At 60.6% G+C, this 24,318-nt stretch carries 19 protein-coding genes; 5 read left to right on the forward strand and 14 right to left on the reverse strand.

Features of this window, described 5'->3' with window-relative positions:
* The first annotated feature begins 26 nt into the window (after positions 1-26).
* Positions 27-1,676, forward strand: a complete 1,650-nt coding sequence (gene recN, locus ACR0BF_RS07475; protein ID WP_480624594.1) for a DNA repair protein RecN — start codon at positions 27-29, stop codon at positions 1,674-1,676.
* Between the two features lie 99 nt (positions 1,677-1,775).
* Positions 1,776-3,461: a chloride channel protein gene (locus ACR0BF_RS07480; protein ID WP_480624595.1), complete on the forward strand. Its 1,686-nt coding sequence runs from the start codon at positions 1,776-1,778 to the stop codon at positions 3,459-3,461.
* Positions 3,462-3,520: 59 nt separating this feature from the next.
* On the opposite strand, the gene ACR0BF_RS07485 is transcribed toward ACR0BF_RS07480, so the two are convergent.
* The 4 genes from ACR0BF_RS07485 to cobS all read right to left on the reverse strand — a co-directional run bounded on the left by ACR0BF_RS07485 (position 3,521) and on the right by cobS (position 8,783).
* Positions 3,521-3,862: a DUF427 domain-containing protein gene (locus tag ACR0BF_RS07485; protein ID WP_480475975.1), complete on the reverse strand. Its 342-nt coding sequence runs from the start codon at positions 3,860-3,862 to the stop codon at positions 3,521-3,523.
* Positions 3,863-3,925: 63 nt separating this feature from the next.
* Positions 3,926-5,716, reverse strand: coding sequence for an aminopeptidase P family protein (locus tag ACR0BF_RS07490; protein ID WP_480624596.1), 1,791 nt, complete (start codon positions 5,714-5,716; stop codon positions 3,926-3,928).
* A gap of 81 nt (positions 5,717-5,797) precedes the next feature.
* A complete protein-coding gene (gene cobT, locus ACR0BF_RS07495) occupies positions 5,798-7,675 on the reverse strand; it encodes a cobaltochelatase subunit CobT (RefSeq protein ID WP_480624597.1) in 1,878 nt (625 codons plus the stop codon).
* Positions 7,676-7,796: 121 nt separating this feature from the next.
* Positions 7,797-8,783, reverse strand: coding sequence for a cobaltochelatase subunit CobS (gene cobS / locus ACR0BF_RS07500; RefSeq protein ID WP_480475981.1), 987 nt, complete (start codon positions 8,781-8,783; stop codon positions 7,797-7,799).
* Between the two features lie 448 nt (positions 8,784-9,231).
* Here cobS and ACR0BF_RS07505 point away from each other — a divergent pair, with 448 nt between their 5' ends.
* On the forward strand, positions 9,232-10,122 hold the full coding sequence (locus ACR0BF_RS07505) for a Hint domain-containing protein (protein WP_480516316.1): 891 nt from the start codon (positions 9,232-9,234) through the stop codon (positions 10,120-10,122).
* Between the two features lie 166 nt (positions 10,123-10,288).
* Here ACR0BF_RS07505 and ACR0BF_RS07510 read toward each other — a convergent pair whose 3' ends face one another.
* From ACR0BF_RS07510 to ACR0BF_RS07520, 3 genes are all read right to left on the reverse strand, one after another.
* Positions 10,289-11,077: a hypothetical protein gene (locus ACR0BF_RS07510; RefSeq protein WP_480624598.1), complete on the reverse strand. Its 789-nt coding sequence runs from the start codon at positions 11,075-11,077 to the stop codon at positions 10,289-10,291.
* A 102-nt stretch (positions 11,078-11,179) separates the two neighbouring features.
* Positions 11,180-11,728: an NYN domain-containing protein gene (locus tag ACR0BF_RS07515; RefSeq protein ID WP_480517720.1), complete on the reverse strand. Its 549-nt coding sequence runs from the start codon at positions 11,726-11,728 to the stop codon at positions 11,180-11,182.
* 131 nt (positions 11,729-11,859) lie between these two features.
* Positions 11,860-12,486, reverse strand: a complete 627-nt coding sequence (locus ACR0BF_RS07520; protein WP_480475989.1) for a J domain-containing protein — start codon at positions 12,484-12,486, stop codon at positions 11,860-11,862.
* A gap of 106 nt (positions 12,487-12,592) precedes the next feature.
* Between ACR0BF_RS07520 and ACR0BF_RS07525 the strand changes: the two genes are divergently transcribed.
* Positions 12,593-12,847, forward strand: a complete 255-nt coding sequence (locus ACR0BF_RS07525; RefSeq protein WP_209597754.1) for a BolA family protein — start codon at positions 12,593-12,595, stop codon at positions 12,845-12,847.
* Between the two features lie 9 nt (positions 12,848-12,856).
* Here ACR0BF_RS07525 and cysK read toward each other — a convergent pair whose 3' ends face one another.
* From cysK to pepN, 7 genes are all read right to left on the reverse strand, one after another.
* Entirely contained in the window at positions 12,857-13,933 is a 1,077-nt protein-coding gene (gene cysK / locus ACR0BF_RS07530; RefSeq protein WP_480624599.1) for a cysteine synthase A, read from the reverse strand.
* Between the two features lie 161 nt (positions 13,934-14,094).
* On the reverse strand, positions 14,095-14,526 hold the full coding sequence (locus ACR0BF_RS07535; protein WP_480475993.1) for a DUF4177 domain-containing protein: 432 nt from the start codon (positions 14,524-14,526) through the stop codon (positions 14,095-14,097).
* 80 nt (positions 14,527-14,606) lie between these two features.
* Positions 14,607-15,863 carry a peptidase T gene (pepT, locus tag ACR0BF_RS07540; RefSeq protein ID WP_480475995.1) on the reverse strand — a complete coding sequence of 419 codons (1,257 nt, stop codon included), beginning with the start codon at positions 15,861-15,863 and terminating at the stop codon, positions 14,607-14,609.
* Between the two features lie 147 nt (positions 15,864-16,010).
* Entirely contained in the window at positions 16,011-17,522 is a 1,512-nt protein-coding gene (gene gatB, locus ACR0BF_RS07545) for an Asp-tRNA(Asn)/Glu-tRNA(Gln) amidotransferase subunit GatB (protein WP_480624600.1), read from the reverse strand.
* Between the two features lie 81 nt (positions 17,523-17,603).
* A complete protein-coding gene (locus ACR0BF_RS07550; protein WP_480624601.1) occupies positions 17,604-18,863 on the reverse strand; it encodes a hypothetical protein in 1,260 nt (419 codons plus the stop codon).
* A 129-nt stretch (positions 18,864-18,992) separates the two neighbouring features.
* Positions 18,993-19,421, reverse strand: coding sequence for a hypothetical protein (locus tag ACR0BF_RS07555; RefSeq protein WP_480493819.1), 429 nt, complete (start codon positions 19,419-19,421; stop codon positions 18,993-18,995).
* The gene (gene pepN / locus ACR0BF_RS07560) at positions 19,418-21,970 is read right to left on the reverse strand and encodes an aminopeptidase N (protein ID WP_480624602.1); all 2,553 of its coding nucleotides are present in this window, start codon (positions 21,968-21,970) and stop codon (positions 19,418-19,420) included. The genes ACR0BF_RS07555 and pepN overlap by 4 nt, the downstream gene beginning before the upstream one ends.
* A 207-nt stretch (positions 21,971-22,177) precedes the next feature.
* Here pepN and ACR0BF_RS07565 point away from each other — a divergent pair, with 207 nt between their 5' ends.
* Positions 22,178-24,313, forward strand: coding sequence for a malate synthase G (locus ACR0BF_RS07565; RefSeq protein WP_480554093.1), 2,136 nt, complete (start codon positions 22,178-22,180; stop codon positions 24,311-24,313).
* The last annotated feature ends 5 nt before the right edge of the window (positions 24,314-24,318 follow it).

Here is a 24,318-nt window from a genome sequence, read left to right on the forward strand (position 1 = left end):
ATTAGGCTTGGGACGCTGAAGACCCGATGCTGCGCGCCCTTGATATCCGCGACATGCTGATCATCGACCGGCTGGAACTCAGTTTTCAGCCGGGCCTGAATGCGTTGACCGGTGAAACCGGCGCGGGAAAGTCTATCCTTCTGGATTCGCTGGGCTTTGTTCTGGGCTGGCGCGGGCGTGCGGAACTGGTACGGCAGGGTGCGGCACAGGGCGAGGTTGTGGCCGAGTTCGAGCTTTCCGCCGATCATCCCGCACATGCGATACTGGCCGAGGCGGGCTTGCCGGGCGGGGATGAGCTGATCCTGCGCCGGATCAACACCGCCGAAGGGCGCAAGACCGCTTGGGTCAATGACCGTCGCTGCTCGGGCGATGTGCTGCGCGCACTGTCGGAAACCCTGATCGAACTGCACGGCCAGCATGATGACCGCGGGTTGCTGAACCCGCGCGGCCACCGGGCCATGCTGGACGATTTCGCCGGGGTCTCGGACCGGCTGACATCCGTTCGTGCGGCCTGGGCCGACATGTCACGCGCCCGCAAGGCACTGGCCGAGACAGAGGCCGCGCTGGCGGCCGTCCGAAGTGAGGAAGATTTCCTGCGCCACGCGGTTTCCGAGCTGGACCAGCTTGATCCTCAGCCCGGTGAGGATGCCGAACTTGATGCCCGCCGCCGCATGATGCAGGGGGCCGAGCGTATCCGCGATGATGTCGCCCGCGCCTATGCCATGCTGACCGGGGACGGTGCCGAAGGGGCGATGTCCGACGCTATCCGCTGGCTGGAAGGCGTGTCTGGCAACGCAGGTGGTCAGCTGGACGAACCGATTGCCGCGCTGGGGCGCGCGATGATTGAACTGGGCGAGGCGCAGGATGGCGTGAACGCCTGCCTTCAGGCGCTGGACTTCAACCCGTCGGAACTGGAACAGGCCGAAGAACGCCTGTTTGCCATCCGCGCACTGGCCCGCAAACATGACGTGGCCCCGGATGACCTGGGCGCGTTTGCCGACACTCTGCGCACCCGCCTCAACCAGTTGGAAGCAGGCGATGCCGACCTGGCGGACAGGCGTGCCGCCGTGGACGCGGCACGAAAGGCTTATGACACTGCCGCCGCCGACCTAAGCGCGGCCCGCACGGCGGCTGCCGGGCGGCTGGACGCTGCCGTCATGGCGGAACTGGCTCCGCTCAAAATGGAACGCGCGGTGTTCCGGACCGAACTCACCCCGGCTGAACCCGGCCCCGAAGGGACCGACGCGGTGGCCTTTACCGTGGCCACCAACCCGGGCGCGCCTGCGGGGCCGCTGAACAAGATCGCCTCGGGGGGTGAACTCAGCCGCTTCCTGCTGGCGCTCAAAGTGTGCCTGTCGGGCGATGACAGCGCCCGCACGATGATCTTTGACGAGATTGATCGCGGCGTTGGCGGGGCCACTGCCGATGCGGTCGGTCGCAGGCTCGCGTCATTGGCGCAGGGCGGGCAGGTGCTGGTTGTCACCCATTCTCCGCAGGTCGCCGCGCGTGCGGCGCATCACTGGCGGGTGCAGAAACAGGTCACGGACGGGCAAACCCTGTCCACCGTCATCCCTCTGGCCCAATCCGACCGGGTGGACGAGATTGCGCGCATGGTAGCGGGCGACACCATCACGGACGAGGCCCGCGCCGCCGCCCGGGCTCTGCTGCAAGCCTGATGCACCCGTGGCACGAATTGGCTTCACACTGTCGCTATCTCACTTTTATTAGGATGCTCCGTGGCTTACTAAGGGTTACGTGATGATCCCCGAGGGCCAATGACCCAGTCGACCCGCACCGTTCTGCGCAACCAGCTCAATCAGGCTCTGGCCGCGATCAGGGATGCGTGGCGGGTGATGCTGCGCCGGGGACCAAGCCAGATACAGTTCTGGTTCATCGCGCTGGTCATCGGTATCGCTGCCGGTTTCATGGCGCTTGGATTCCGCAAGGCCATCCGCGCGTTGCAGGCCTATCTCTATGACACCGATGACGTTCTGCTGCTGCACAGCCATGCCGAGAAACTGCCGTGGTTCATGATCCTGATCATCCCGATCATCGGTGGGCTGGTCGTGGGCCTGATCCTGAACCGGTTCACCAATGACGGGCGCGTGAGGTCCGTCGCTGATGTGATCGAAGGGTCGGCCATCACCGACGGGCGGGTCGAGGTCAAGGCCGGAATTGCCTCGTTCTTTGCCTCGCTGATCACGCTCAGTTCCGGTGGGTCAACGGGCCGCGAAGGCCCCGTGGTGCATATGGCAGGGGTCATCTCCACCTGGGTCAGCAACCGCATCCATGCCGACGGGATCACGGGCCGTGACCTGCTGGGCTGTGCTGTCGCCGCCGCCGTATCAGCCAGCTTCAACGCCCCCATCGCCGGGGCCCTGTTCGCGCTCGAGGTCGTGCTGCGCCACTTCGCCGTGCATGCCTTTGCCCCGATCGTCATCGCCTCGGTCGCCGGAACGGTGATCAACCGGTTGGAATATGGCGACGTTACCGAGTTCACGCTGGAAACGCCCGGTTCGCTGCAATTCTATGTCGAACTTCCCGCCTTCCTGATCCTCGGCCTGATCTGCGGCTTTGTCGCGCTGCTGCTGATGCGGTCGATCTTCTTTGCTGATGATATCGGCAGCCATATCCAGAACCGCCTGTCCATTCCGGGCTGGCTGCGCCCGGCCGTGTCCGGCGCGATGCTGGGGCTGATGGCAATCTGGTTCCCGCATATCATCGGTGTCGGCTACCAAACCACGATCCGCGCCCTGACCGGTGATCTGGTTTTGACAACCGCGATCCTGTTTGCGGTGACTAAGACAGTGGCTGTGGCGATCACCATGGGCGGGCGCATGGGGGGCGGGGTGTTTTCACCGTCCCTGATGATCGGCGCATTGACCGGGCTGGCGTTCGGACTGATCGCCACTGGGCTGCTGCCGGATGTGTCCGGCACGCATACGCTTTATGCCTTTGCCGGAATGGGCGCTGTGGCTGCTGCGGTGCTGGGCGCGCCCATCTCGACCACTCTGATCGTATTTGAACTGACCGGAGACTGGCAGATCGGCCTTGCCGTGATGGTGACTGTATCCATATCCACCGCGTTGGCGTCGCGCCTTGTGGACCGGTCATTCTTCCTGACCCAGCTGGAACGCCGCGATGTCCACCTGGCCGCCGGGCCGCAGGCCTATCTGCTGGCGATGCTGCGCGCCGGGGCGGTGATGCGTCCGCTTGGGGATCAACGGTCGATCACTGCGGACGAGGCGCAAGCCCTGATCAAACAGGGCCTGTGCATTCAGGCCAGCGCCACGCTTGAGGCCGCGATGCCCTATTTCGACCGCGACGACATTCCCTGCATTCCGGTTATCGTTCTGGAACAGGACGGGTCCGAGACACCGGTTGGCGCGCTCTACCATGTCGACGCGCTCAAGGCTTACAACCGGGCCCTTGCAGCCACCGCGGCCGAGGAACATTCGTAAGGGGCCCGCGACCGGGACAAGCGTTCCCGAAGCCTCCGCTGAAACCCTGTCCGGCGCCTCTAAATCTGCTCCACCTTCACCGAGTCCACCGGATAAAACGCCAGGTATCCCTTGATCTCGGCCACGGTGGAAATCGGGTCTTCATAGCTCCAGACCGCGTTTTCGGTCACCGAGGATTTGTTGACGATGGAAAAATGCGTCGCGTCGCCCTTGCCGGCGCAATGCGTCACCTTGTCGGTCTGATCCAGAAACGCCATCGCAACATCGCCGCGCGGAAAGTAAATCACCGGAGCTTTGTCGCCTTCGTGCAGTTCCAGCGCGTTGCTCGTTTCGCCCAGAATCGCACCGCCCGAACGGACAGTCCATTTGCCCGGTGCTTTTTGGATCGTGATCTCAGTCATTTCTATTCCTTCCGTCGACGTATTGGGGCCTCTCCTCTGCCCGTTCTATGTAACAGGCGGGTGTCAGATCGGCGCAGTTGCGGCATCCAACCACAGTTGCGCGTCATGTCCCAGCCTTGGGCGGATTTTTTCCGCGACGTCGCGATGATAGGCGTTCAGCCAGCCGCGTTCGTCAGGCGTCAACATATCAACCATGATCAGCCTGCGGTCAATTGGCACAAATGTCAGGGTGCGCCAGCACAGCATCGCGCGTTCCGCATCGCCCCCGGGCAGGGCCGGGGCCTCTTCCACCACCACTAGGTTTTCAATGCGGATGCCAAAAGCGCCCTCGCGGTAATATCCCGGCTCATTCGACAGGATCATGCCGGGTTGCAAGGGGACATGGCTGACCTTCGACAGGCGCTGCGGCCCTTCATGCACGCTCAGATAGGCCCCGACGCCGTGTCCGACACCATGGTTGAAATCCTGCCCGGCCGCCCATAGCGGCGTGCGGGCCACGCATTCGATATCGCGCCCGGCCAGCCCTGCGGGCCAGCGCAGCATCGACATGGCAATCATGCCCTTCAGCACGCGGGTGAAGCAGGTCTTTTCCTCCGCCCCGACAGTGCCGATGGCAAGCGTCCGCGTGATATCGGTGGTGCCATCCAGATATTGCCCGCCACTGTCCAGCACCAGCAGATGACCGTCCTGCAACCGGCTGTCGGTCTCGTCCGTCACGCGGTAATGCATGATCGCGCCGTTCGGGCCTGTCCCGGCAATGGTATCGAACGAGGTATCCTGCAACACATTGTCCCTGCGGCGGTTTTCTTCCAGCCGCGTGACCACCTGTGTCTCGGACAGGCTGCCGGGGGGCTGTGCGTCCAGCCAGCACAGAGTTTCGACCACCGCCACCGCATCGCGCAAATGCGCCTCGGCGCTGCCCGCGATTTCGGCCGGGTTCTTGCAGGCCTTGGGCAGGGCACAGGGGTCGCCGCCATCCACCATGGCATCGCCCAACGCGTCTGCCACGATCTGCGGCACCGTGCTCAGATCCACCTGCACCGCACCGTCCAGCGCTGCCACCGCATCCAGAAACTCCGCAGGGTTGCGCACCGTTACCTTCGGGTCCAGATGATCCTGCACGTCCAACAGTTTTGCCGCAGACATGAACAGATCGACCCTGCCGTCGTCATGCAGGATCGCAAACCCGTGGGCCACGGGGTTGTAAGCGATATCCGATCCCCGGATGTTCAGCAGCCACATGATCGAATCCGGCAATGTGATTACTGCGGCCTTTCGCCCGGCCCGCCGCAGGTCTGCGGCCAGTCTGGCAATCTTGCTGTCAGCGGTTTCACCCGCAAACTCGATCGGATGCGCCTTGACGGCCTGCATCGGCGGTTCAGGCTGGTCTGCCCAGATCCGGTCCACCAGATTGTCGCACCGCACCAGTTCGACGCCTGTGCCCTCAAGCTCGTCAAGCGCGGCCGAGATTTGCCCTGCCGCGTGCAGCCATGGGTCGAAACCGACCTTGCCTCCACCGGGCAACTGCTCTTTCAGCCATGCACTCAGGCTCACGTCAGGCCACGGCACCGGCGTGAACACATCCGCGACCTGTGCCTTGACCTGCGTGCGATACCGCCCGTCGATGAACACACCAGCCATGTCGGTCAGCGCAGCACAGAACCCGGCCGATCCCGTAAACCCGGTCAACCAGGCCAGACGCTCATCCCGTGGGGCCACATACTCGCCCTGGTGCGCATCCGACCGTGGGATCAGAAACCCGTCCAACCCTTCGTGCACCAACTCAGCGCGCAACGCAGCCAGACGCGGCGGCCCCTGCTCGGGCCGCGCGGTCACCTCAAAGGACTGGAACATACTACTCCTCCCTCAGCCGGGCGGTCGATATCGCCGCCTTTTCATCTTTTGGGAAATACTCCCGCCGGAGGCAAGGCCAGCCTAGCCGACCTTTTTCATCCCCATCACCCGCGCCCGCGCGCGTGGATCACTGTCGAACAAAGCCGCCAGTTGTTCCGTCATCGCACCAGCCAGCTGTTCCACATCGGTGATCGTCACCGCACGGTCGTAATACCGGGTCACATCATGACCGATACCAATCGCCAGCAGCTCGACCATCTTGCGCTTTTCCACCATGGCAATCACATCGCGCAGGTGCTTTTCCAGATAGTTGGCGGGGTTCACGCTCAAGGTTGAATCATCAACCGGAGCTCCATCCGAAATCACCATCAGAATCTTGCGCTGCTCGCGCCGCGCGATCATCCGGCGATGCGCCCATTCCAGCGCCTCACCGTCGATGTTTTCCTTCAGCAGGCCCTCTTTCATCATCAGACCCAGATTGGGCCGCGCCCGCCGCCACGGGGCATCGGCGCCCTTATAGATGATATGGCGCAGGTCGTTCAGGCGGCCGGGTTGCTGCGGGCGGCCATCGTTCAGCCATGCCTCGCGCGCCTGTCCGCCTTTCCACGCCCGCGTGGTAAAGCCCAGAATCTCGACCTTCACATTGCAGCGCTCCAGCGTCCGCGCCAGAACATCGGCACAAATGGCCGCGATCGAGATCGGACGCCCCCGCATCGACCCCGAATTGTCCAGCAACAGCGTCACCACCGTATCGCGGAACTCGGTATCCTTCTCGACCTTGAAACTCAGCGGTGTGGTGGGGTTTGCCACAACGCGCGCCAGACGGCCCGCATCCAGAATGCCTTCCTCGCGGTCGAATTCCCAACTGCGGTTCTGTTGCGCCTGCAATCGGCGCTGCAACTTGTTGGCCAGACGGCTGACCGCCCCTTTCAAAGGTTCAAGCTGCTGATCCAGATAGGCCCGCAGCCGTTCCAGTTCCGCAGGCTCGGCCAGATCTTCGGCCGCAATCTCTTCATCATGCGTGCTCAGATAGACCTTGTAATCAGGATCGGCCTCGGATGCGGGCGGCGGGGCAGGCGGTTCCAGCGGCGCTTCGCCATCCGGCATCTCGGCCTCGTCACCCAGCTCATCCTCGGCCATCTCATCCATCGAGACCTGCGCCTGAGATTGATCCTGCTGCTCTTCCTGTGTCTGCTCAGGGGTCGCATCCGCGTCCTGATCGTCCTGATCATCCTGACCGGTGCTGTCAGGATCGGGCTGTTCCTCGGCGTCGTCCTCGGCCTGATCTTCCTGATCGTCGTCCAGCTCGTCGGGGTCATCGCCCAGCTGATCGCCATAGCCCAGATCCTTGATCATCTGCCGCGCGAACTTGGCAAACTCCGCCTGATCCGACAGCACGTCATCAAGGTTCTCCAACACGCCACCGGCCTGTTCCTCGATAAACCCGCGCCACAGGTTCATGATGTTCTCGGCCGCAGGCGGCAGATCGCGCCCGGTGGCCAGATGCCGGATCAGATAGCCCGCCGCCACCGACAAGGGCGCATCGGCAGGCTGCTTGCACTGGTCATAGCCGCGCCGGATCGCCTCATGCCCGATCTTGACGTCTATGTTGCTGGCAGTGCCGGGCATATCCCGCGCACCCATCGCCTCGCAACGCGCCGTCTCCATCGCCTCGTACAAGTCCCGCGCCATATCCCCCGGAGGCGCATAGCGCGCATGGGTTGCATCATCATGATACCGGCGCTGCAACGCCAAAGCATCCGCCGTGCCGCGCGCCAGTAGAACCTCTTCCCGCGTCATACGCCGAGACACCTGCGGCAGCCGCATCGACTCGCCCGACAAGCCCGACGGATCGACGGTGTATGAAATGTTCAGCTCAGGGTCGTTGGCCATGACCTTGGTGGCCTCGGCCAAGGCCTTCTTGAAGGGATCGGCAGGGTTGTCGTTCTTCTGTGCCATGTCCTTAAGCCCTCATCAAAGTGACCTGCCCGGCGCGGAAAACAATAACGGATCCGACTTCATCTGGCCAAAAATATCCCCGCCGGAGGCATTGCGCCCGGAACGGGCGCAATCCGGGCGCTTAGCCCAAGCTCGCACTCGCCGCGCTTTCCGGCAATTCCTCGTCAAAGCAGCGCTGATAGAACTCGGCAACGGTCTGACGTTCCAACTCGTCGCACTTGTTCAGGAACGACAGGCGGAAAGCATAACCCACGTTGCGGAAGATCTCGGCATTCTGCGCCCAGTTGATCACGGTCCGCGGGCTCATGACGGTGGACAGGTCGCCATTCATGAAGGCGGTCCGGGTCAGATCGGCCACGGTGACCATCTGGCTGACGGTCTTGCGGCCCTCGGCGGTGTTGTAATGCGGCGCCTTCGACAGCACGATCATCGTCTCGGCATCATGGCTCAGATAGTTCAGGGTCGAGACCAGCGACCAGCGGTCCATCTGTGCCTGGTTGATCTGCTGCGTGCCGTGATACAGACCAGTGGTATCGCCCAGACCCACGGTGTTTGCAGTGGCAAACAGGCGGAAACACGGGTTCGGCGTGATGATCTCGTTCTGGTCCAGCAGGGTCAGTTTGCCATCATGTTCCAGCACCCGCTGGATCACGAACATCACGTCGGCGCGGCCCGCGTCATATTCGTCGAACACGATGGCCACGGGGTTGCGCAGGGCCCAGGGCAGGATGCCTTCGTGGAACTCGGTCACCTGCTTGCCATCGCGCAGTTTGATTGCGTCCTTGCCGATCAGGTCAATCCGGCTGATGTGGCTGTCCAGGTTCACGCGCACAGCGGGCCAGTTCAGACGGGCGGCGACCTGCTCGATATGGGTCGATTTGCCGGTGCCGTGATAGCCCTGAATCATCACCCTGCGATTATGGGCAAAGCCCGCCAGGATCGCCAATGTCGTCTCGGGGTCAAACTTGTAGGTCGGGTCGATCACGGGCACACGGTCGGTGGCTTCGGCAAACCCTTTGACCTTCATGTCCGTATCAATGCCAAATACGTCACGGACCGAGATATCTTCGGTGGGTTTTGCGTTTACATCGATCGATCCGTCAGCCATGCGCCTTGTCCTTATCCTTTGCCCCGCTCACCGGGTTTGAACCCGTGTGTGGTGCAACATATTGCGGACAAGGGCAAGGGAAAGCGGCCCGCTCCGAAAGGTGAGCAGGTTTTTCTTTCAAACTGGCCCTATTGACGCGCAGACGATCCTTGGTCGCGATGGGTACAAGACGCAGATCAAGCCGCGTTCATCAACAATGACAGTGCTGCCATTCGGACGCACCCGCCAAACCATGTGTCCGAAAGGCTGCACGCAGGTAGGTATTCAACAATCTACATGTTGTAGAGGATGACCTTATCAGGCATATAATATGGTCTTATGGGGCGTTTTGTAAGTGATCGGGTGTTGGTGAAGCAGGAATGCCAAGCGCAGGCCTTACCGGGGTGTCGCTCCGTGTCGAATGACAGGCAGACGTTAGAAATTGCCTGCAAAGCTGCGGTGACTCCCGGTGGCATTTAACGCTCTTCTCCACACCGTCAATACGACGGGCCAGAACGATCTCATCGTCCAGAACACGACACAACCCGCGATCATCAGCGGTTCGATGGTGTCGTTTGATGGGGGCACGACCTTCCAGCCCTACACCTATCTTGGCCAGGGAAACTATCGCGGAACCGGGGAATCCGGAGAGTTCATTCAGGTCGGCGGGCAGATCTACGCCTGGGATGCCAATAACCCAACAGGCCCGATGACCACAGGCAACTGGAAGATCACCCCGGTTGATCTGAACCCGACCGATCCACCCTGTTTTGTCTCGGGCACCCTGATCGAAACGGATTGCGGCCCGCGCCCGGTCGAAGATCTGGCCGTGGGCGATCGGGTTTGCGTGGCCGGTGGGACCACGCTGCCCATCGAATGGATCGGCAAACGAACGCTCAGCGCGCAAATCCTGCGCGTCCGGCCCCAATTCAACCCGGTTTGCATCCGGCGCGATGCGATGGGCAAGGGCCTGCCGGACAGGGATCTTTACCTTTCTCCGCAACACCGGGTCGTGCTGGGGGGCTGGCGGGCCGAGCTATATTTTGGCGCACCAAGCGTGTTCTGCGCGGCCATTCATCTGGTCAACGATGATACCATCCGGCAGGTGACGACGGGCGATGCGGTGACATATTACCACATCGCCTGCGCCGAACATGTGATCCTCACCTCGCACGGCCTGCAAAGCGAAAGCCTGTTTCCGGGCGATATGGCGCTGAAATCACTGCATCGCGACGATGTCGAGGAACTGCGCGCGCTCTTTCCGGGGTTACTTTCAGACGCAGGACCGCACCCCCAAACGTGCCTAAGCTGCCTGACCGGGCGCGAGGCACGCGCGTTGCGAGACATGTTCGCAGACTAGGCCCACATAACGGAAATCGTGGCGCCGCTGTTGGTGCGCGCCCGGATCACGCCCCGCTGTTAACTGCATAAGTGCAGAAGTTGCTAATCGGGGATCAACCGAACAAGGTTTGACGCCTTCATCCTCCGGGACATCGACCCAACATCATTCGCGCATGGCACGGGCATTATGGGCCGTTCAACCCGCCTATGCCCCAATCGGCATGGGTCTCGATAACACTGGCCACGGCCAGCGCCTTTTCCGCGATATCCTCCGGAGTGTCCTCGGCGAACGCAATGCGGGTCATCCTGTCGTGCATCGCTTCCGAGGTGTAAAACTCAAAGGCTCGCGTATTGCCCGGGCTGTTCCAGAACGCGGTGATCCAGATCGAGTCCCGCCCCGGAATACAATATGCACACCAATCGCGCCACAGGCGCAGCACCAATTCGGTATCCGGGCTTGCGGCGACCTGTTCGAACAGCGACTCCAGCGGCCACCCTGCCAGGGCGAACATGCAAAGCGTATCGTCCAGACAGCCGCGTTCCCGTGCCATCTCGCGTTTCAGATACGCGCGCTGGAACCGGTCCAGAATCTGCCACTCCTCGGGTGACCAGTTATCCGGGTTACCGGTTTCAAACCGGTTCAGGCTCACCTCCAGCCCAACACTGGCTGGGTCTTCGTCCACGGACAGAATCTCTAGGATCCGGGGCAGCAGGTACCCCCATGTTTCGCGGGCTATCCCCGCGGGATCACAAGCGGCGAAGAACCAATCCTGAACGTAATGCAGGGGCAGCTCGGCAATGGACGGCGTGAAGAAGTCCGCCTCAATATCGGCGTCCATGCAGCAGCCTTCGCAAACCTCGATACTGCTCGGCTTTGGATAGGCGAAAACCCTGTACGCATCGCTGACGATGTCAGAAAACGGATGATCCGGCGGGATCTTCGCGTTTGGCGGTTTCTGCTCTTTGCGTGCCACGGTCCTTGCATCCACAAACTGTTCTGTCGGGGCAAGGCCACGTCAGTGTCATCCCTGAACGCTACGAAACCCGGATCGATGCGTAAAGCTATGGTCGCGTGGTCAAAGCGAAAACCAAAGCTCATCCTTGCGAAAACCGCCTTTCACAAGACGATCCGCTTTCAACACATCCGGAAACTCGTCCTCCCAGTCCCGGAACATGTCATTTGTAACGATACGTGCCTTGCTGTCCCGCGCCGCCTGCAAGATCAACGGATCTGCCGGCGTGCCTTTGGGCGCGACCATGACCCGCTTGGCCCGCAAGCCCAGGGCGCGGCTCAGCGCCCGGTCGTTCATGTATTCCCCTTCGACCTTGTACCCGACGTTCGCATCGAACACGACGCCCGGTTTGAACCCGGCTTGCTTCAGGCTGGCCAGAACCTGCCGCAACGTTGCCAGATCCGGTGCGCCGTCTTTCCAGTGCATCACGTTCGACCCGTCCACGATGATCCATGTGTTGGCCCTGCGCCAGCCGAACCAGGCCCGGATCAGAAGGATCGTACTGGCGAACACACAAAGCAGGGCCAAAAGGAACAGCCAGTCCATCTCGGTTGGATAGAACTGCGCCACGACCAGCCCGCAAAGTGAGGCAAGCAACAAAAAGAAAGGCATACGCACAGCGGTTGCTCCGGGAAAAGCACTGTTTCAATTCCCACTACTATTGCGGGAATTGAAACAGGTTTCCAGACAGCATCCTCACAATCCGTTCAAACTGTGTAAACAGCTGGCGACTGACGGCGGCCCTACTTGAAATTCCGGCTGTCCTTGATCTGGTCCCAGGCCCAGACGACCTCTTGCAACTGCTCTTCCTGCGACCGGTCGCCGCCGTTCATGTCCGGATGCAGCACCTTGATCAGCTTCTTGTACGCCTTGCGCACTTCGGTTTTGGACCAGCTGTCATGGGCTTCCAGAATCTCGATTGCACGGCGTTCAGTGGGGGGCAGGCGACGTCCGCCACCACCCGAGGTGCGCCCCTTGTTCTGCGTGCTGTTGGCGCCCAGAACCTGATGCGGGTCCTCAATGCCCAGACGGGCCCAGGCGCGCGCCTCCGGGTCTCCCATCGGCTTGGTCTCACGTTCCCAAACCTTGTCCTTCGAGCGTTGCGCGTTCAGCTCGGCCTCAGTGGTGCCATCGAAGAAGTTCCACTTCTGGTTATACTCGCGCACGTGCTGCTGGCAGAACCAGAAATAGTCATCCAGAACATCCGGTGCCTTTGGCGCGCGGAACTTGCCCGGCTCGTCACACCCGTCGTGATCGCAGATCCGGACCGAGGTCTCGGACGCGCCTGACATGCCCCGGCGCCCACGCGGGTTCTTTTTCTTGGCGCTGGAAACGGACATATCGAATCCGAAGGGGTCTGATTTCGCCATGCTCTATCCTCACGAACGCATCTTTTCGACTCGGAGGCAGCAGTTTAGTCTAAGCAGCCGAAAGTAGAAGAGGGGGGCGGCAAAAATTTTGCCGCTGAGCAAAAAAATGAGTGTGACCGACGAAATCCGAACCCGCCTGCAAGCCGCCTTTGACCCGCATGAACTTGACGTGATCGACGACAGCGAAAGCCATCGCGGCCATGCAGGTCACAGGGAAGGCGGCGAAAGCCATTTCAACGTCCGCATCCGCGCCGCCGCATTCGCCGGTCAATCCCGCGTCGCCCGCCACCGGGCCGTGCACAAGGCGCTGGGCGATATCGTGCCCCGCATCCACGCGCTGGCGCTGGATATCGGAACCTGACGCTGCGCCCTATTCCGCGCTCATCTGCGCCGACGGGGTCGAGGCCGAGATCGCATATTCCTCATCCGTCATGACGTCTTCGATCCCCTCGAACAGAGGCGTCGACAGGTAACGCTCGCCCGTATCCGGCAGCATCACCAGCATGACGGATCCCGGCGCCGCGGTTTCCGCCAGATTCATGGCCACCGCAAAGGTCGACCCGCCCGAGATCCCGGTCAATATCCCCTCTTCCGAGGCAAGGCGGCGCGCCCATTCAATCCCTTGCGGCCCCGGAACAGGGATCAGTTGGTCGTAATAGGCGTTGTCGATGGCTTCCTGAAGGACCCATGGAATGAAATCCGGCGTCCAGCCCTGAATCGGGTGCGGCTCGAAATTGGGGTGGCTTTCGGTGGGCTGGTGATCGTCGTTGCGCGTATTCACATAGCCTGACGACACGATGGCGGCATTTGCCGGTTCGGTCAGGATGATTTTCGTATCGGGCCGCTCCTTGCGCAACACTCGTGACACCCCGGCGACCGTGCCGCCGGTGCCATATCCCGTGACCCAGTAATCCAACTGCGTGCCTTCGAAATCCGCAAGGATTTCCCGTGCGGTCGTATTCTCGTGAATATCGGCATTGGCTGCGGTCTCGAACTGGCTGGCCAGAAACCACCCGTTTTCCTCGGCCAGTTCCTTGGCCTTGGTATACATGCCGAACCCCTTTTGTGCCTTGGGGGTCAGAACAACCTTCGCGCCCAGAAAGCGCATCAGCTTGCGCCGCTCGACCGAAAAGCTCTCGGCCATCGTCACGACCAGCGGATATCCCTTGGCCGCACAGACCATAGCAAGCCCGATCCCGGTATTGCCCGATGTCGCCTCGACAACCGTCTGACCGGGTTTCAGCCGCCCGTCCCGTTCTGCCGCCTCGATGATATTCAGCGCCAGCCTGTCCTTGACCGACCCCGCCGGATTGAACGCTTCGAACTTCACATAAACGGTCACATGCTCCGGCGCGATCCGGTTGATCCGGATACAGGGCGTGTCGCCGACTGTATCAAGGATGCTGTCATACAGGCGTGCCCGCCCCTGTGTCTGCCGAATACCCATTTCAAAGTCCCTCCCGGTTTTTCGGTTAACATGCCACAGATTTCGCTGGGTTGATAAGCACATATCGCGCCCGCAGCGCCAAACCTGCCCGCGGGCGGGCTGCTCAAACTGCGGTGCACACCGTGTTGCAGGTGTAACCGCACGTCAAACCCTGATCCGTCTCAGGCGTCTTTCTTGTCATTGGCGGTGTCAGTGTCCTGGTCAACCTGGTCCCGGCTTTTCAACGACAAAGGCGGTTCATTCGCTTCTTCTGAAATTGGTTTCGGCGCGGCCACCACACCGGGGCCGGGGATCGGTTGGGCCAATGGGGTATCGTCAAACTCGGGCACTTCTCCGATCACCGACGCATCGACTTCCTCGGCCACGACCCGCCGGAACACCAGCACATTGCGCCAGTTTGTGGTCGATCCGGTCAGGCCCGAGCGTTCCTCGCTGGGCAGCAGCTCGGCGCGCTGGTATTCCCAGCCGTCCTGCGCCATCTGGTTCAGAACCTGTTCGACCGAGACCGCAAAGCGGCCCTCGGCCGTTTTCACGCCCTTGGCTTTCACGCCCTTTTGCGGCGCGGGGACGACCTTGTATTCAAAAAGCTGCATCAAGTGTTCCTAAATACCTGTTCGCGCCAACTTACCACGCTGACCCCGGGGTGAAAGGGCCGTCGCCCGAGCGGCGGTTTTCAGCCCTGATTATTGCCGTTAGCCTGTGCCGCCTTGGTCACAACCGACAGGCACAGCTCGGTCGCCACTGCCATGTCCTGCACCGAAATCCACTCCAGCGGCCCGTGAATGCACTGCATTCCGGTGAACAGGTTGGGGCAGGGGGTGCCGAACTCGGTCAGGCGCGACCCGTCGGTGCCGCCGCGGATCGGCACCGACAGCGGCTCGATCCCCAGCTCGCGGCAGGCGTCGCGCGCCAGATCAACCGGTGTCATGTCGTTTTCCAGCCAATAGCGCATGTTCCTGTACTGGTGGCTGATATCGCAGGTGATGGTCGCGCGCGGTTCCGTGGCCTGCACGGCCGCACAGACCTGCCGCACGATGTCACGTTGCGCCTCAAGGCCCTCCATCTCGAAATCGCGCAGGATCAGCTTGATTTCCATCTCGGACGATCCACCGCTCATGTCGGTGACATGGATGAACCCGTCGCGGCCATCGGTTGTTTCGGGCGTCATGGTGGCCTGCGGCAAGGTCTGCACGATCTTCGCCGCCAGATGGGTCGCGTTCACCATCTTGTCCTTGGCCAGTCCGGGGTGGATTGATACCCCTTCGATCCGGATCACGGCGCGGTCGGCCGAGAAGCTCTCATATTCGATCTCGCCCACTTCGGCACCGTCCAGAGTATAGGCGAAATCCGCCCCCAGATCCTTGGGCAGCTGTTCGGTAACGCCGCGCCCGATCTCTTCATCTGGGGTAAAGGCAATGCGGATAGGGCCGTGCGGTATATCCGGGTTTTCGATCAGATGCCGCGCCATGGTCATCAGGATCGACACCCCGGCCTTGTCATCCGCGCCCAGCAGGGTGGTACCCGACGCCGTGATCAGATCATGTCCGATCTTCTCGGCCAGATAGGGGTTCTCGTCCGGGGACAACACCAAATCCGGATTGTCCGGAAAGGAAATGTCGCCACCGTTATATCCCTTGATCACCCGCGGCTTGACGCCCGTTGCATTGAACTGGGGGGCCGTATCCACATGCGCCAGAAAGCCAACCGTCGGGCCGGGTGCGGTGCCGGGGATGGTCGCGACGACCACGCTGTCACCCGTCAGTGTCACATCCTTGGCGCCGATCTCGGTCAGTTCCTGCTTCAGCAGGTTCAGCATGTCGAACTGTATTTGTGTGCTCGGCGTGGTCGCCGAGGTCTCGTCGCTCTGACTGTCGATCGCCGCGTAACGCACCAGCCGATCTTCGAGTTCCTGATCAAATCTGTTCTGCATGATACCTCACCTCTCTGGGTCGGAAGAAAGGGTGCAATCACAGGCGAAGTCAAGCCGATGAGCTGACCCCATTTCTTAAGAAATCGTGGAAATCTGATTGTACAAACCTGACAATTGCCACTGGCAGGCTTGTACAAATTGTAAGGTTCAGGAACTCAGCTTCTTGCTGACCAAATCGTTAACGGCCTTCGGGTTGGCCTTGCCGCCGGTCGCTTTCATCACCTGACCCACGAACCACCCCGCCAGTTTCGGGTTCACCTTGGCCTTCTCGACCTGCGCCGGATTGGCCGCGATGATCTCGTCCAAAGCGGCCTCGATCGCGCCGGTGTCGGTGACCTGTTTCATTCCGCGATCCTCGACGATCTGCGCCGGATCACCGCCTTCGGTATAGACGATTTCAAACAGATCCTTGGCGATCTTGCCCGAGATAGCATCAGAGGAAATCAGGTCGATGATCTCACCCAGCTGCGCCGGAGAAACCGGCGATTCCGTGATGTCGTGGTCTTCTTTTTTCAGACGTCCGAACAGCTCGTTGATCACCCAGTTCGCGGCCAGTTTGCCATTGCGCCCCTGCGCGACCTCTTCGAAATAGGCCGCCGATTCCACTTCAGCAGTCAGCACTGAAGCGTCATAGTCGGTCAAGCCGAACTCACTGATAAAGCGCGCTTTTTTGTCGTCAGGCAGCTCTGGCAGATGGGCGGCGATATCGTCCACCCATGCCTGTTCGATCTCCAGCGGCAGCAGGTCGGGATCGGGGAAATAGCGGTAATCATGCGCTTCTTCCTTGGACCGCATCGACCGGGTTTCGCCCTTGTCCGGATCATACAGACGGGTTTCCTGCTCGACCTTGCCACCGGCTTCGACAATGGCGATCTGGCGGCGGGCTTCGACTTCAATGGCTTGCTGGATGAACCGCATCGAGTTCATGTTCTTGATCTCGCAACGGGTGCCCAGATGCGAAAAGTCCTGTGTTTCCTGATACTTCTCATAAGCACCCGGCAAACAGATCGAGACGTTGACGTCCGCCCGCAGGTTGCCGTTCTGCATGTTGCCATCGCAGGTGCCCAGATAGCGCATGATCTGGCGCAGTTTGGCGATATAGGCGGCGGCCTCTTCCGGCCCGCGAATATCAGGGCGGCTGACGATCTCCATTAGGCAGACACCGGTCCGGTTCAGGTCGACAAAGGACATGTGCGGGTCCATGTCGTGGATCGATTTGCCTGCGTCCTGCTCCATGTGGATACGTTCAATCCGCACCATGCGCGCAGTGCCGTCACCCATCTCGACCAGCACTTCGCCTTCGCCCACAATAGGATGATAAAGCTGGGAAATCTGGTAACCTTGCGGCAGGTCAGGATAGAAATAGTTCTTGCGGTCAAAGGCCGATTTCAGGTTGATATCCGCTTTCAAGCCCAGCCCGGTGCGCACCGCCTGTTCCACGCAGAACTCGTTGATCACCGGCAGCATCCCCGGCATTGCCGCATCCACGAAGGCCACGTTCGAGTTCGGCTCGGCCCCGAATTTGGCGGACGCGCCCGAGAACAGCTTGGCATTGGATGAGACCTGCGCATGCACCTCCATTCCGATCACCAGTTCCCAATCGTGCTTGGCCCCGGCAATGGTTTTGGGTTTGGGCATTTCGTGTGTCAGGTCGAGCATGGCGCGCCTCATTTCCGCAGAAGTCTAAGCCTGCGTATTAGGCCCGGCAGGGCCTAGGGGCAAGGGGGAATCCTGACGCGTTCAGTTCTTGGAAAACTGCAGACCAGACGGTGTGAAGGTTACATCCTTGCCGCTGCGCAGTTCATCCCGGAACAGATCCGAGATAGCGCGCAGCGCGTCGCGCTGACCGCGCGCAGCAAACCGCTCGGGCGAGTTGATGCGAACCGAGTTGTTGAACCCGTTGGCGGCATGGGCCCAGATCAGGGGGTGAAGCTCGGTCAGGTGATCGCGGATCAGCCAGTTTGCGGTGTCGCGCATCTGGGCGCGGACATTGTCTGCCTTTTCGTTCAGCCCATGACCATTCTGAATGGTGATTGCACAATAGGCCGACAACATATTGATCATCTGCTGATCAGGGCGCAGACTGACGATATCGCGCAATCCTTCAAGGAAATATTCGACATCGACCTGTGCGCAGGCCTCTTCGTCCAAAGCGATGGCATCGAATTGCACCCACGTATATCCACCTGCGCCCCAGATATCCTGTGTCCGGACGGCATTGCGCAGCGCCTGTAATTCCAGTTCTGCGTAGCTGCCGAACCACCGGGGCAAAAGATGGCTGCCCATCGCGCGCATGTGACGCTGATTGTGCGGGTCCAGTGTGATCAGGTGCTCGTACTCATCGGCAACGCGGGCGTTTGACTTGCGCTGCCCGGCCAACAGGGCACAACCGGCGGCCGCAATCAGAGGGCTGTCCGGCGCATCCGCCTTGCACTTGGGCAGGATCGCAGCGGCCCGGTCGAAATGAGCGGCACAGCGCGAGCGGTGCAAGGGCGGCAAGGCCGTGTCCGTGGCGTTCCCGCGCCAGGCCCAGGCCAGATCGATATGGGCCAGCGCCACAACGGCAGCGATCATCGGATCACCAGGATTGTCAGACAACTCGCCTTCCAGTTCCGAAATACCACCCAGCAAATCGTAATCGGATATGGCCTTGCCGTCCGACAGCGCATGTTCCGCAGCCAGAACCACGTCAGATCTGGCCCCGAACGCCAAAAGATCGGCAATCGGCATACCATCCGATACGGCGGCACGATCCTGATCCGCTGCACGCATTTCTTCGGACAACTCGGTCCAGCGGTCCTGTCTGGCCAGATAGCGCCCATGTTCGATTGTAGAATGTCCAATCAGATTGTCGCAATTCGATGTCGCCACAGGAATGTTGAGCTGCCCATGTTCAGGCAGGGCAGCGGCCAGCGCAGATTTCGTTGCGCACAGATCTTCTGAGGCGTCCGTGGGATTGGATATGGGCTGGGCAAACAACGCCCTTAACGACCGAAACATGGTAAAACTCAAAACTGTAAAAACACTTAACTGAGTCTGAAGTCTGGCGAGGTATCAGGCTCAATTCAAGTGATTTGCTTAATAAACTTTGTTTTTTGTGTCCAATGCGGCCGTAGATCACGCAGTGTTTCAGAAAACAGTGAAATGATGACGGTCTACGCGAAAACCTGCCTGTTTCAGAATGGCTTCCAGCTCCCGATGCGGTGGCAGAGACTCATCTGGCAGCCGGATTCGTTTCCCGGATTTCAGGGCGATGGATACGCGAACGGAAGTGTCCCACCGGGTGTCAAATCGGAAATGGTCGATATCCCGCATTGGGATATCGCCCTGCCGATTGCCCGTGAACCAGCGTACGGCATCCCGGTCCAGCTGCACGCCCGCGCTGGTATTCTGGATCACGTCCCATAGCGCTGGGAGGGTGGCCAGAGACAGCAGGCCAACAACCCACCAAGCCGCGTCGAACAGGATGACCAGCGCCAGTAGGGCCGCGTAGACACTGGCCAGAATGACCACTGCTCGCGTGTTCCTGTTGCGACGGGTAAAGCTGTAAGGTGTCATGCGCCAAGAATGCGGGATACCATTTCCGTCGTGTCGCGCGACAGGTTCGGAGTTTCCGCAATGCGGGACAATTGTGCGCGCATCAGGTCCTGACGCCCGGCGTCGTACCGTTTCCAGGTCTGGAAGGCAGAACACATCCGTGCCGTGGTTTGCGGGTTCACAGGATCAAGGCGGATCAGCCAATCGGCCAGCAGGCTGTACCCGGCAGCATCCGGTTGGTGGAACCCTGCGTGGTTCATCGCCAGCGCGCCCATAACAGCGCGGAACCGGTTCGGGTTCTTCCAGTTGAAGTCGGGATGCCCGGTCAATGCCTTCGCCGTTTCCGGTGTCGCCTCTGGTGCGGCCATGGTCACCTGCAAGCCAAACCATTTGTCCATGACCAGCCGGTCATGCTGCCATTGGTCATAGAAGGCGGCCAGCTGCGCCTCGCCCTTGCGGGCGCGCAGCAGGCAGGACAGGGCGGTCAGTTGCAGGGTCATGTTATCCGCTTTGGCATACACAGTGGCCGCCATTGCCCCTCCGTCCAGACGAGAAGTCAGCGCCAGTGCCGCGCTGCCAAGGGCGCGTTTTCCTGATTGCTCGGCATCCGGGCTGTAGGGGCCATCAACCAACGCCTCGCTGTGCAGGCGGGGCAGCAGATCCTGCACGTGCTGTGCCGTGGCCTGCCGCAGCGTTTCGACCGCCGACCAGATTGCCATCGGATCGGGCGTCTGGCCGCGTTCATGCAAGGCCGCAGCCAGTTCGGATTGCGTCGGCAGCCCAAGCATCAAGGCGCGATAGGCCGGGTCCAGCGTGTCGTCACGCAGCACAGCCAATAGCCCGTCAAGGTAATCGGCGTCCGGGGTTGCCTCGTCCAAGATCATCCGCAGCAAGGTGTCTTGCGCCAGCGATCTACCAGCCTGCCAGCGGTTGAACGGATCTGTGTCATGCGCCAGCAGAAACGCGCGTTCGGCGTTTGAATGATCGTGTTCCAGAACGACCGGTGCCGAGAAATCGCGCAGGATCGAGGCTGTGGGTTTTGTCGCAAGCCCGGTGAACTGAAAACTCTGCTCGGCCTCTGTCAGTTCCAGCACTTCAGTCGTGCGGACCTCATCCCCGTTTGGCCCCAGCAGGCCAACAGCGACCGGGATCACCTGGGGCAGTTTCTTTGCCTGACCCGGTGTGGGATCGGTTCGCTGTTTCAGCGTCAGGGTATAGGTCCCGTCGGCCCAATCTTCAGATACGGTCAAACGCGGCGTGCCCGACTGGCTGTACCAGCGTTTGAACTGGGTCAGGTCGCGGCCTGTGGTGTCCTCGAACACCTTCAGCCAATCCTCGATCGTGCAGGCCTGCCCGTCATGACGGTCAAAATAGAGGTCCAGCGCCTTTGCATAGGCCTCATCCCCGACCAGCCGTTTCAACATGCCGATCACTTCGGCACCTTTTTCGTAAACGGTGGCCGTGTAGAAATTGTTGATCTCCTGAAAGCTGTCGGGCCGGACCGGGTGCGAGAGCGGGCCGTTATCCTCGGGGAATTGCCGCGCCCGCAGTTCGATGGCGTCGTGGATGCGTTTCACAGGGGCCGAGCGCATGTCGGATGTGAACTGTGCATCGCGGAAGACGGTCAGACCTTCTTTCAGACACAGCTGAAACCAGTCGCGGCAGGTGATGCGGTTGCCTGTCCAGTTGTGGAAATACTCATGCGCGATGATCGCCTCGATCCGTTCGAAATTGGCATCGGTCGAGGTTTCGGGACTGGCCAGAACAGCCGAAGAGTTAAAGATGTTCAGCCCCTTGTTTTCCATCGCGCCCATGTTGAAGTCATCGACGGCGACGATGTTGAAGACGTCCAGATCGTATTCCCGGCCATAGACGTCTTCATCCCATTTCATGGATTTCTTCAGCGCCTCCATACCGAAGGCGCATTTGCCCTCATCTCCCGGACGGACCCACAGGTTCAACGCCACATCCCGGCCTGATCTGGTGGTGAACCGGTCGGGATGGGCCACAAGATCCCCAGCGACAAGCGCAAACAGATAGGCAGGCTTGGGCCACGGGTCGGTCCATTCGGCCCATCCTTCGCCTTTGCCCGAAGGGTTGCCGTTCGACAGCAGAACCGGCAGGTCACCATTGATGCGCACGGTAAAGGTGGACATGACATCGGGGCGATCCGGGTAATACGTGATCTTGCGGAAACCTTCCGCCTCGCACTGGGTGCAATACATGCCGTTCGACATATAAAGCCCCTCCAACGCCGTGTTGTTGCCCGGATCGATCTCAACTTCGGCTTCCCAGATGAACGGGGCGTCGGGGACATCGGCGGTCAGGCCCTTGTCCGTGACGTCAGGCGAAACTTCGGTTCCGTTAATGGAGGCGCGGATCAGGTTCAGATCCTCGCCATGCAGGAAAAAGGTGCGGTCGGAGGCGTCGGGGTTTGGGCGAAACGCGATACGCGACGTGACCCGTGTTGCATGTGCCGACAGATCGAAGGTCAGGTGCACGCTGTCCAGCAGATAACCAAATGGAGTGTAGTCTTTCAGGAAGATCGTGGTGGGGGCAGCGTCGCGCATGGGGGCCTCGCATCGGTTCGTGTCTGGCGCGACGTTAGGGGCATCGTTCCAGAGCTGCAACTGGCCCCCGCCATTCCCTTGTTGTTTTTGAAACAGCTTCCGTTCGATCCGAATAACCCTAACGCAAAGTCGAAAGTTGCCTATCGGAAACTTTCGGCCTAAGTCACTTACGCATACAATGGCACACAATCGCAGGAGAGCAGGAAGATGAGTGGCAGACAAACCCTGAGCGGGCTGCAGATCGATCCAATACTGGCAGAGTTTATCGAGACGCGGGCATTGCCGGGTACGGGTGTGTCGGCGCAGGATTTCTGGGCGGGTCTGGCACGACTGGTTTCTGAACTGGGGCCGAAAAACCGCGCGCTTCTGGCCAAGCGGGCCGAAATACAAGGGCGCCTCGATGGCTGGCATATTGCGCGCAAGGGTCAGAGCATTGATCCCACTGACTATCAGGCTTTTCTAAAGGAAATCGGTTATCTGGTCGAGGAAGGCGACGGGTTTCAAATCGACACGACGCATGTCGACCCCGAGATCGCGCTGACACCGGGGCCGCAGCTTGTTGTGCCGATCACCAACGCACGCTTTGCGCTGAACGCGGCGAATGCGAGATGGGGCAGCCTGTATGATGCGCTTTATGGCACCGATGCGATAGGCGATCTGCCAACAGGCGGTGGGTATGATGCGGCGCGCGGTGCACGGGTGATTGCATGGGCGAAAGCCTTTCTGGATGACGCTGTACCTCTGGCTGGTGGGTCTTGGGCCGACGTGTCGGGACTGCATGTCGAAGAAGGTGCTCTTTCCCCGGCACTGGCAAACCCCGATCAATTTGTTGGTTTCGGTGGCGCGGCAGACAAGCCGGCTTTTGTGCTTCTGAAAAACAATGGCCTGCATATTCAGATCATGATCGATCCGACTGGAGCCATCGGTGCCTCTGATCCCGCAGGTATAGCAGACGTCCGGCTGGAATCCGCTCTTTCAACGATTATGGACTGCGAGGACTCGGTCGCTTGTGTTGATGCGGCGGATAAGGTCGTTGCCTATGGCAACTGGCTGGGTCTGATGAAGGGTGATCTGACCGAAGACGTCACCAAGGGCGACACCACGTTTACCCGCAAGCTGGCAGAGGATCTGACTTTCACCACACCGACAGGTGAGCAGGCGACCCTGAAAGGCCGGTCGCTGATGCTGGTGCGGAATGTCGGCCACCTGATGACGAACCCGGCCGTTCTGGACGCCGAAGGGCGCGAGATTGGCGAAGGGTTGATGGACGCACTCTGCACCACTCTGATCGCAATGCATGACCTGCAACGGGATGGGGGGAACTCGGTCGAAGGGTCGGTTTATGTTGTGAAGCCCAAGATGCACGGGCCGGAAGAGGTTGCCTTTGCGGTCGAGATTTTCGACATGGTCGAAGACATTCTGGGTCTGCCGCGCAACACCGTAAAGCTGGGGATCATGGATGAGGAGCGCCGCACGTCGGTAAACCTGAAAGAGTGCATTCGCGCCGCGAAATCGCGCGTCGCCTTTATCAACACCGGTTTCCTGGACCGGACGGGGGATGAGATTCATACCTCGATGGAGGCCGGGCCGATGCTGCCCAAGGGCGACATCAAGAACACGCCCTGGATTGCGTCTTATGAAGATCGCAATGTCGATATCGGTTTGGCCTGTGGCCTTAAGGGCAAGGCGCAGATCGGCAAAGGCATGTGGGCGATGCCGGACCGGATGGGCGATATGCTTGAGGCCAAAATCGGTCACCCGCTGGCCGGTGCGACCTGCGCCTGGGTGCCGTCGCCAACAGCTGCGACGCTGCACGCCACACATTACCATAAGGTCAACGTACTGGCCCGTCAGGACGAGATCGCAATGGCGGGTGCCCGAGGAACACTTGACGATTTGCTGACCATTCCCCTGCTGGGGGGGCGCAATCTTGGCGACGCGGAAATCTCGCGCGAGGTCGAGAATAATGCACAAGGCATTCTGGGCTATGTCGTGCGTTGGGTCGATCAGGGCGTGGGATGTTCCAAAGTCCCCGACATCAATGACATCGGGTTGATGGAAGACCGTGCGACCTGCCGAATTTCGTCTCAGGCACTGGCCAACTGGTTGCATCATGGCATTGTCGACGAGGCACAGGTGATGGCTGCGATGCAGAAAATGGCGGCTGTCGTGGATCGCCAGAATGCAAGTGATCCGGGTTATGTCCCGATGGCGCCGGGCTTTAACGGAATCGCTTTTCAGGCGGCTTGTGACCTTGTGTTCAAAGGTCGTGTGCAGCCCTCGGGCTACACCGAGCCGGTCCTGCACGCGCGCCGTCTGGAATTGAAGGCGGCCACAGCGTAAAACGA

Source organism: Ruegeria sp. AG7 (assembly GCF_056541545.1).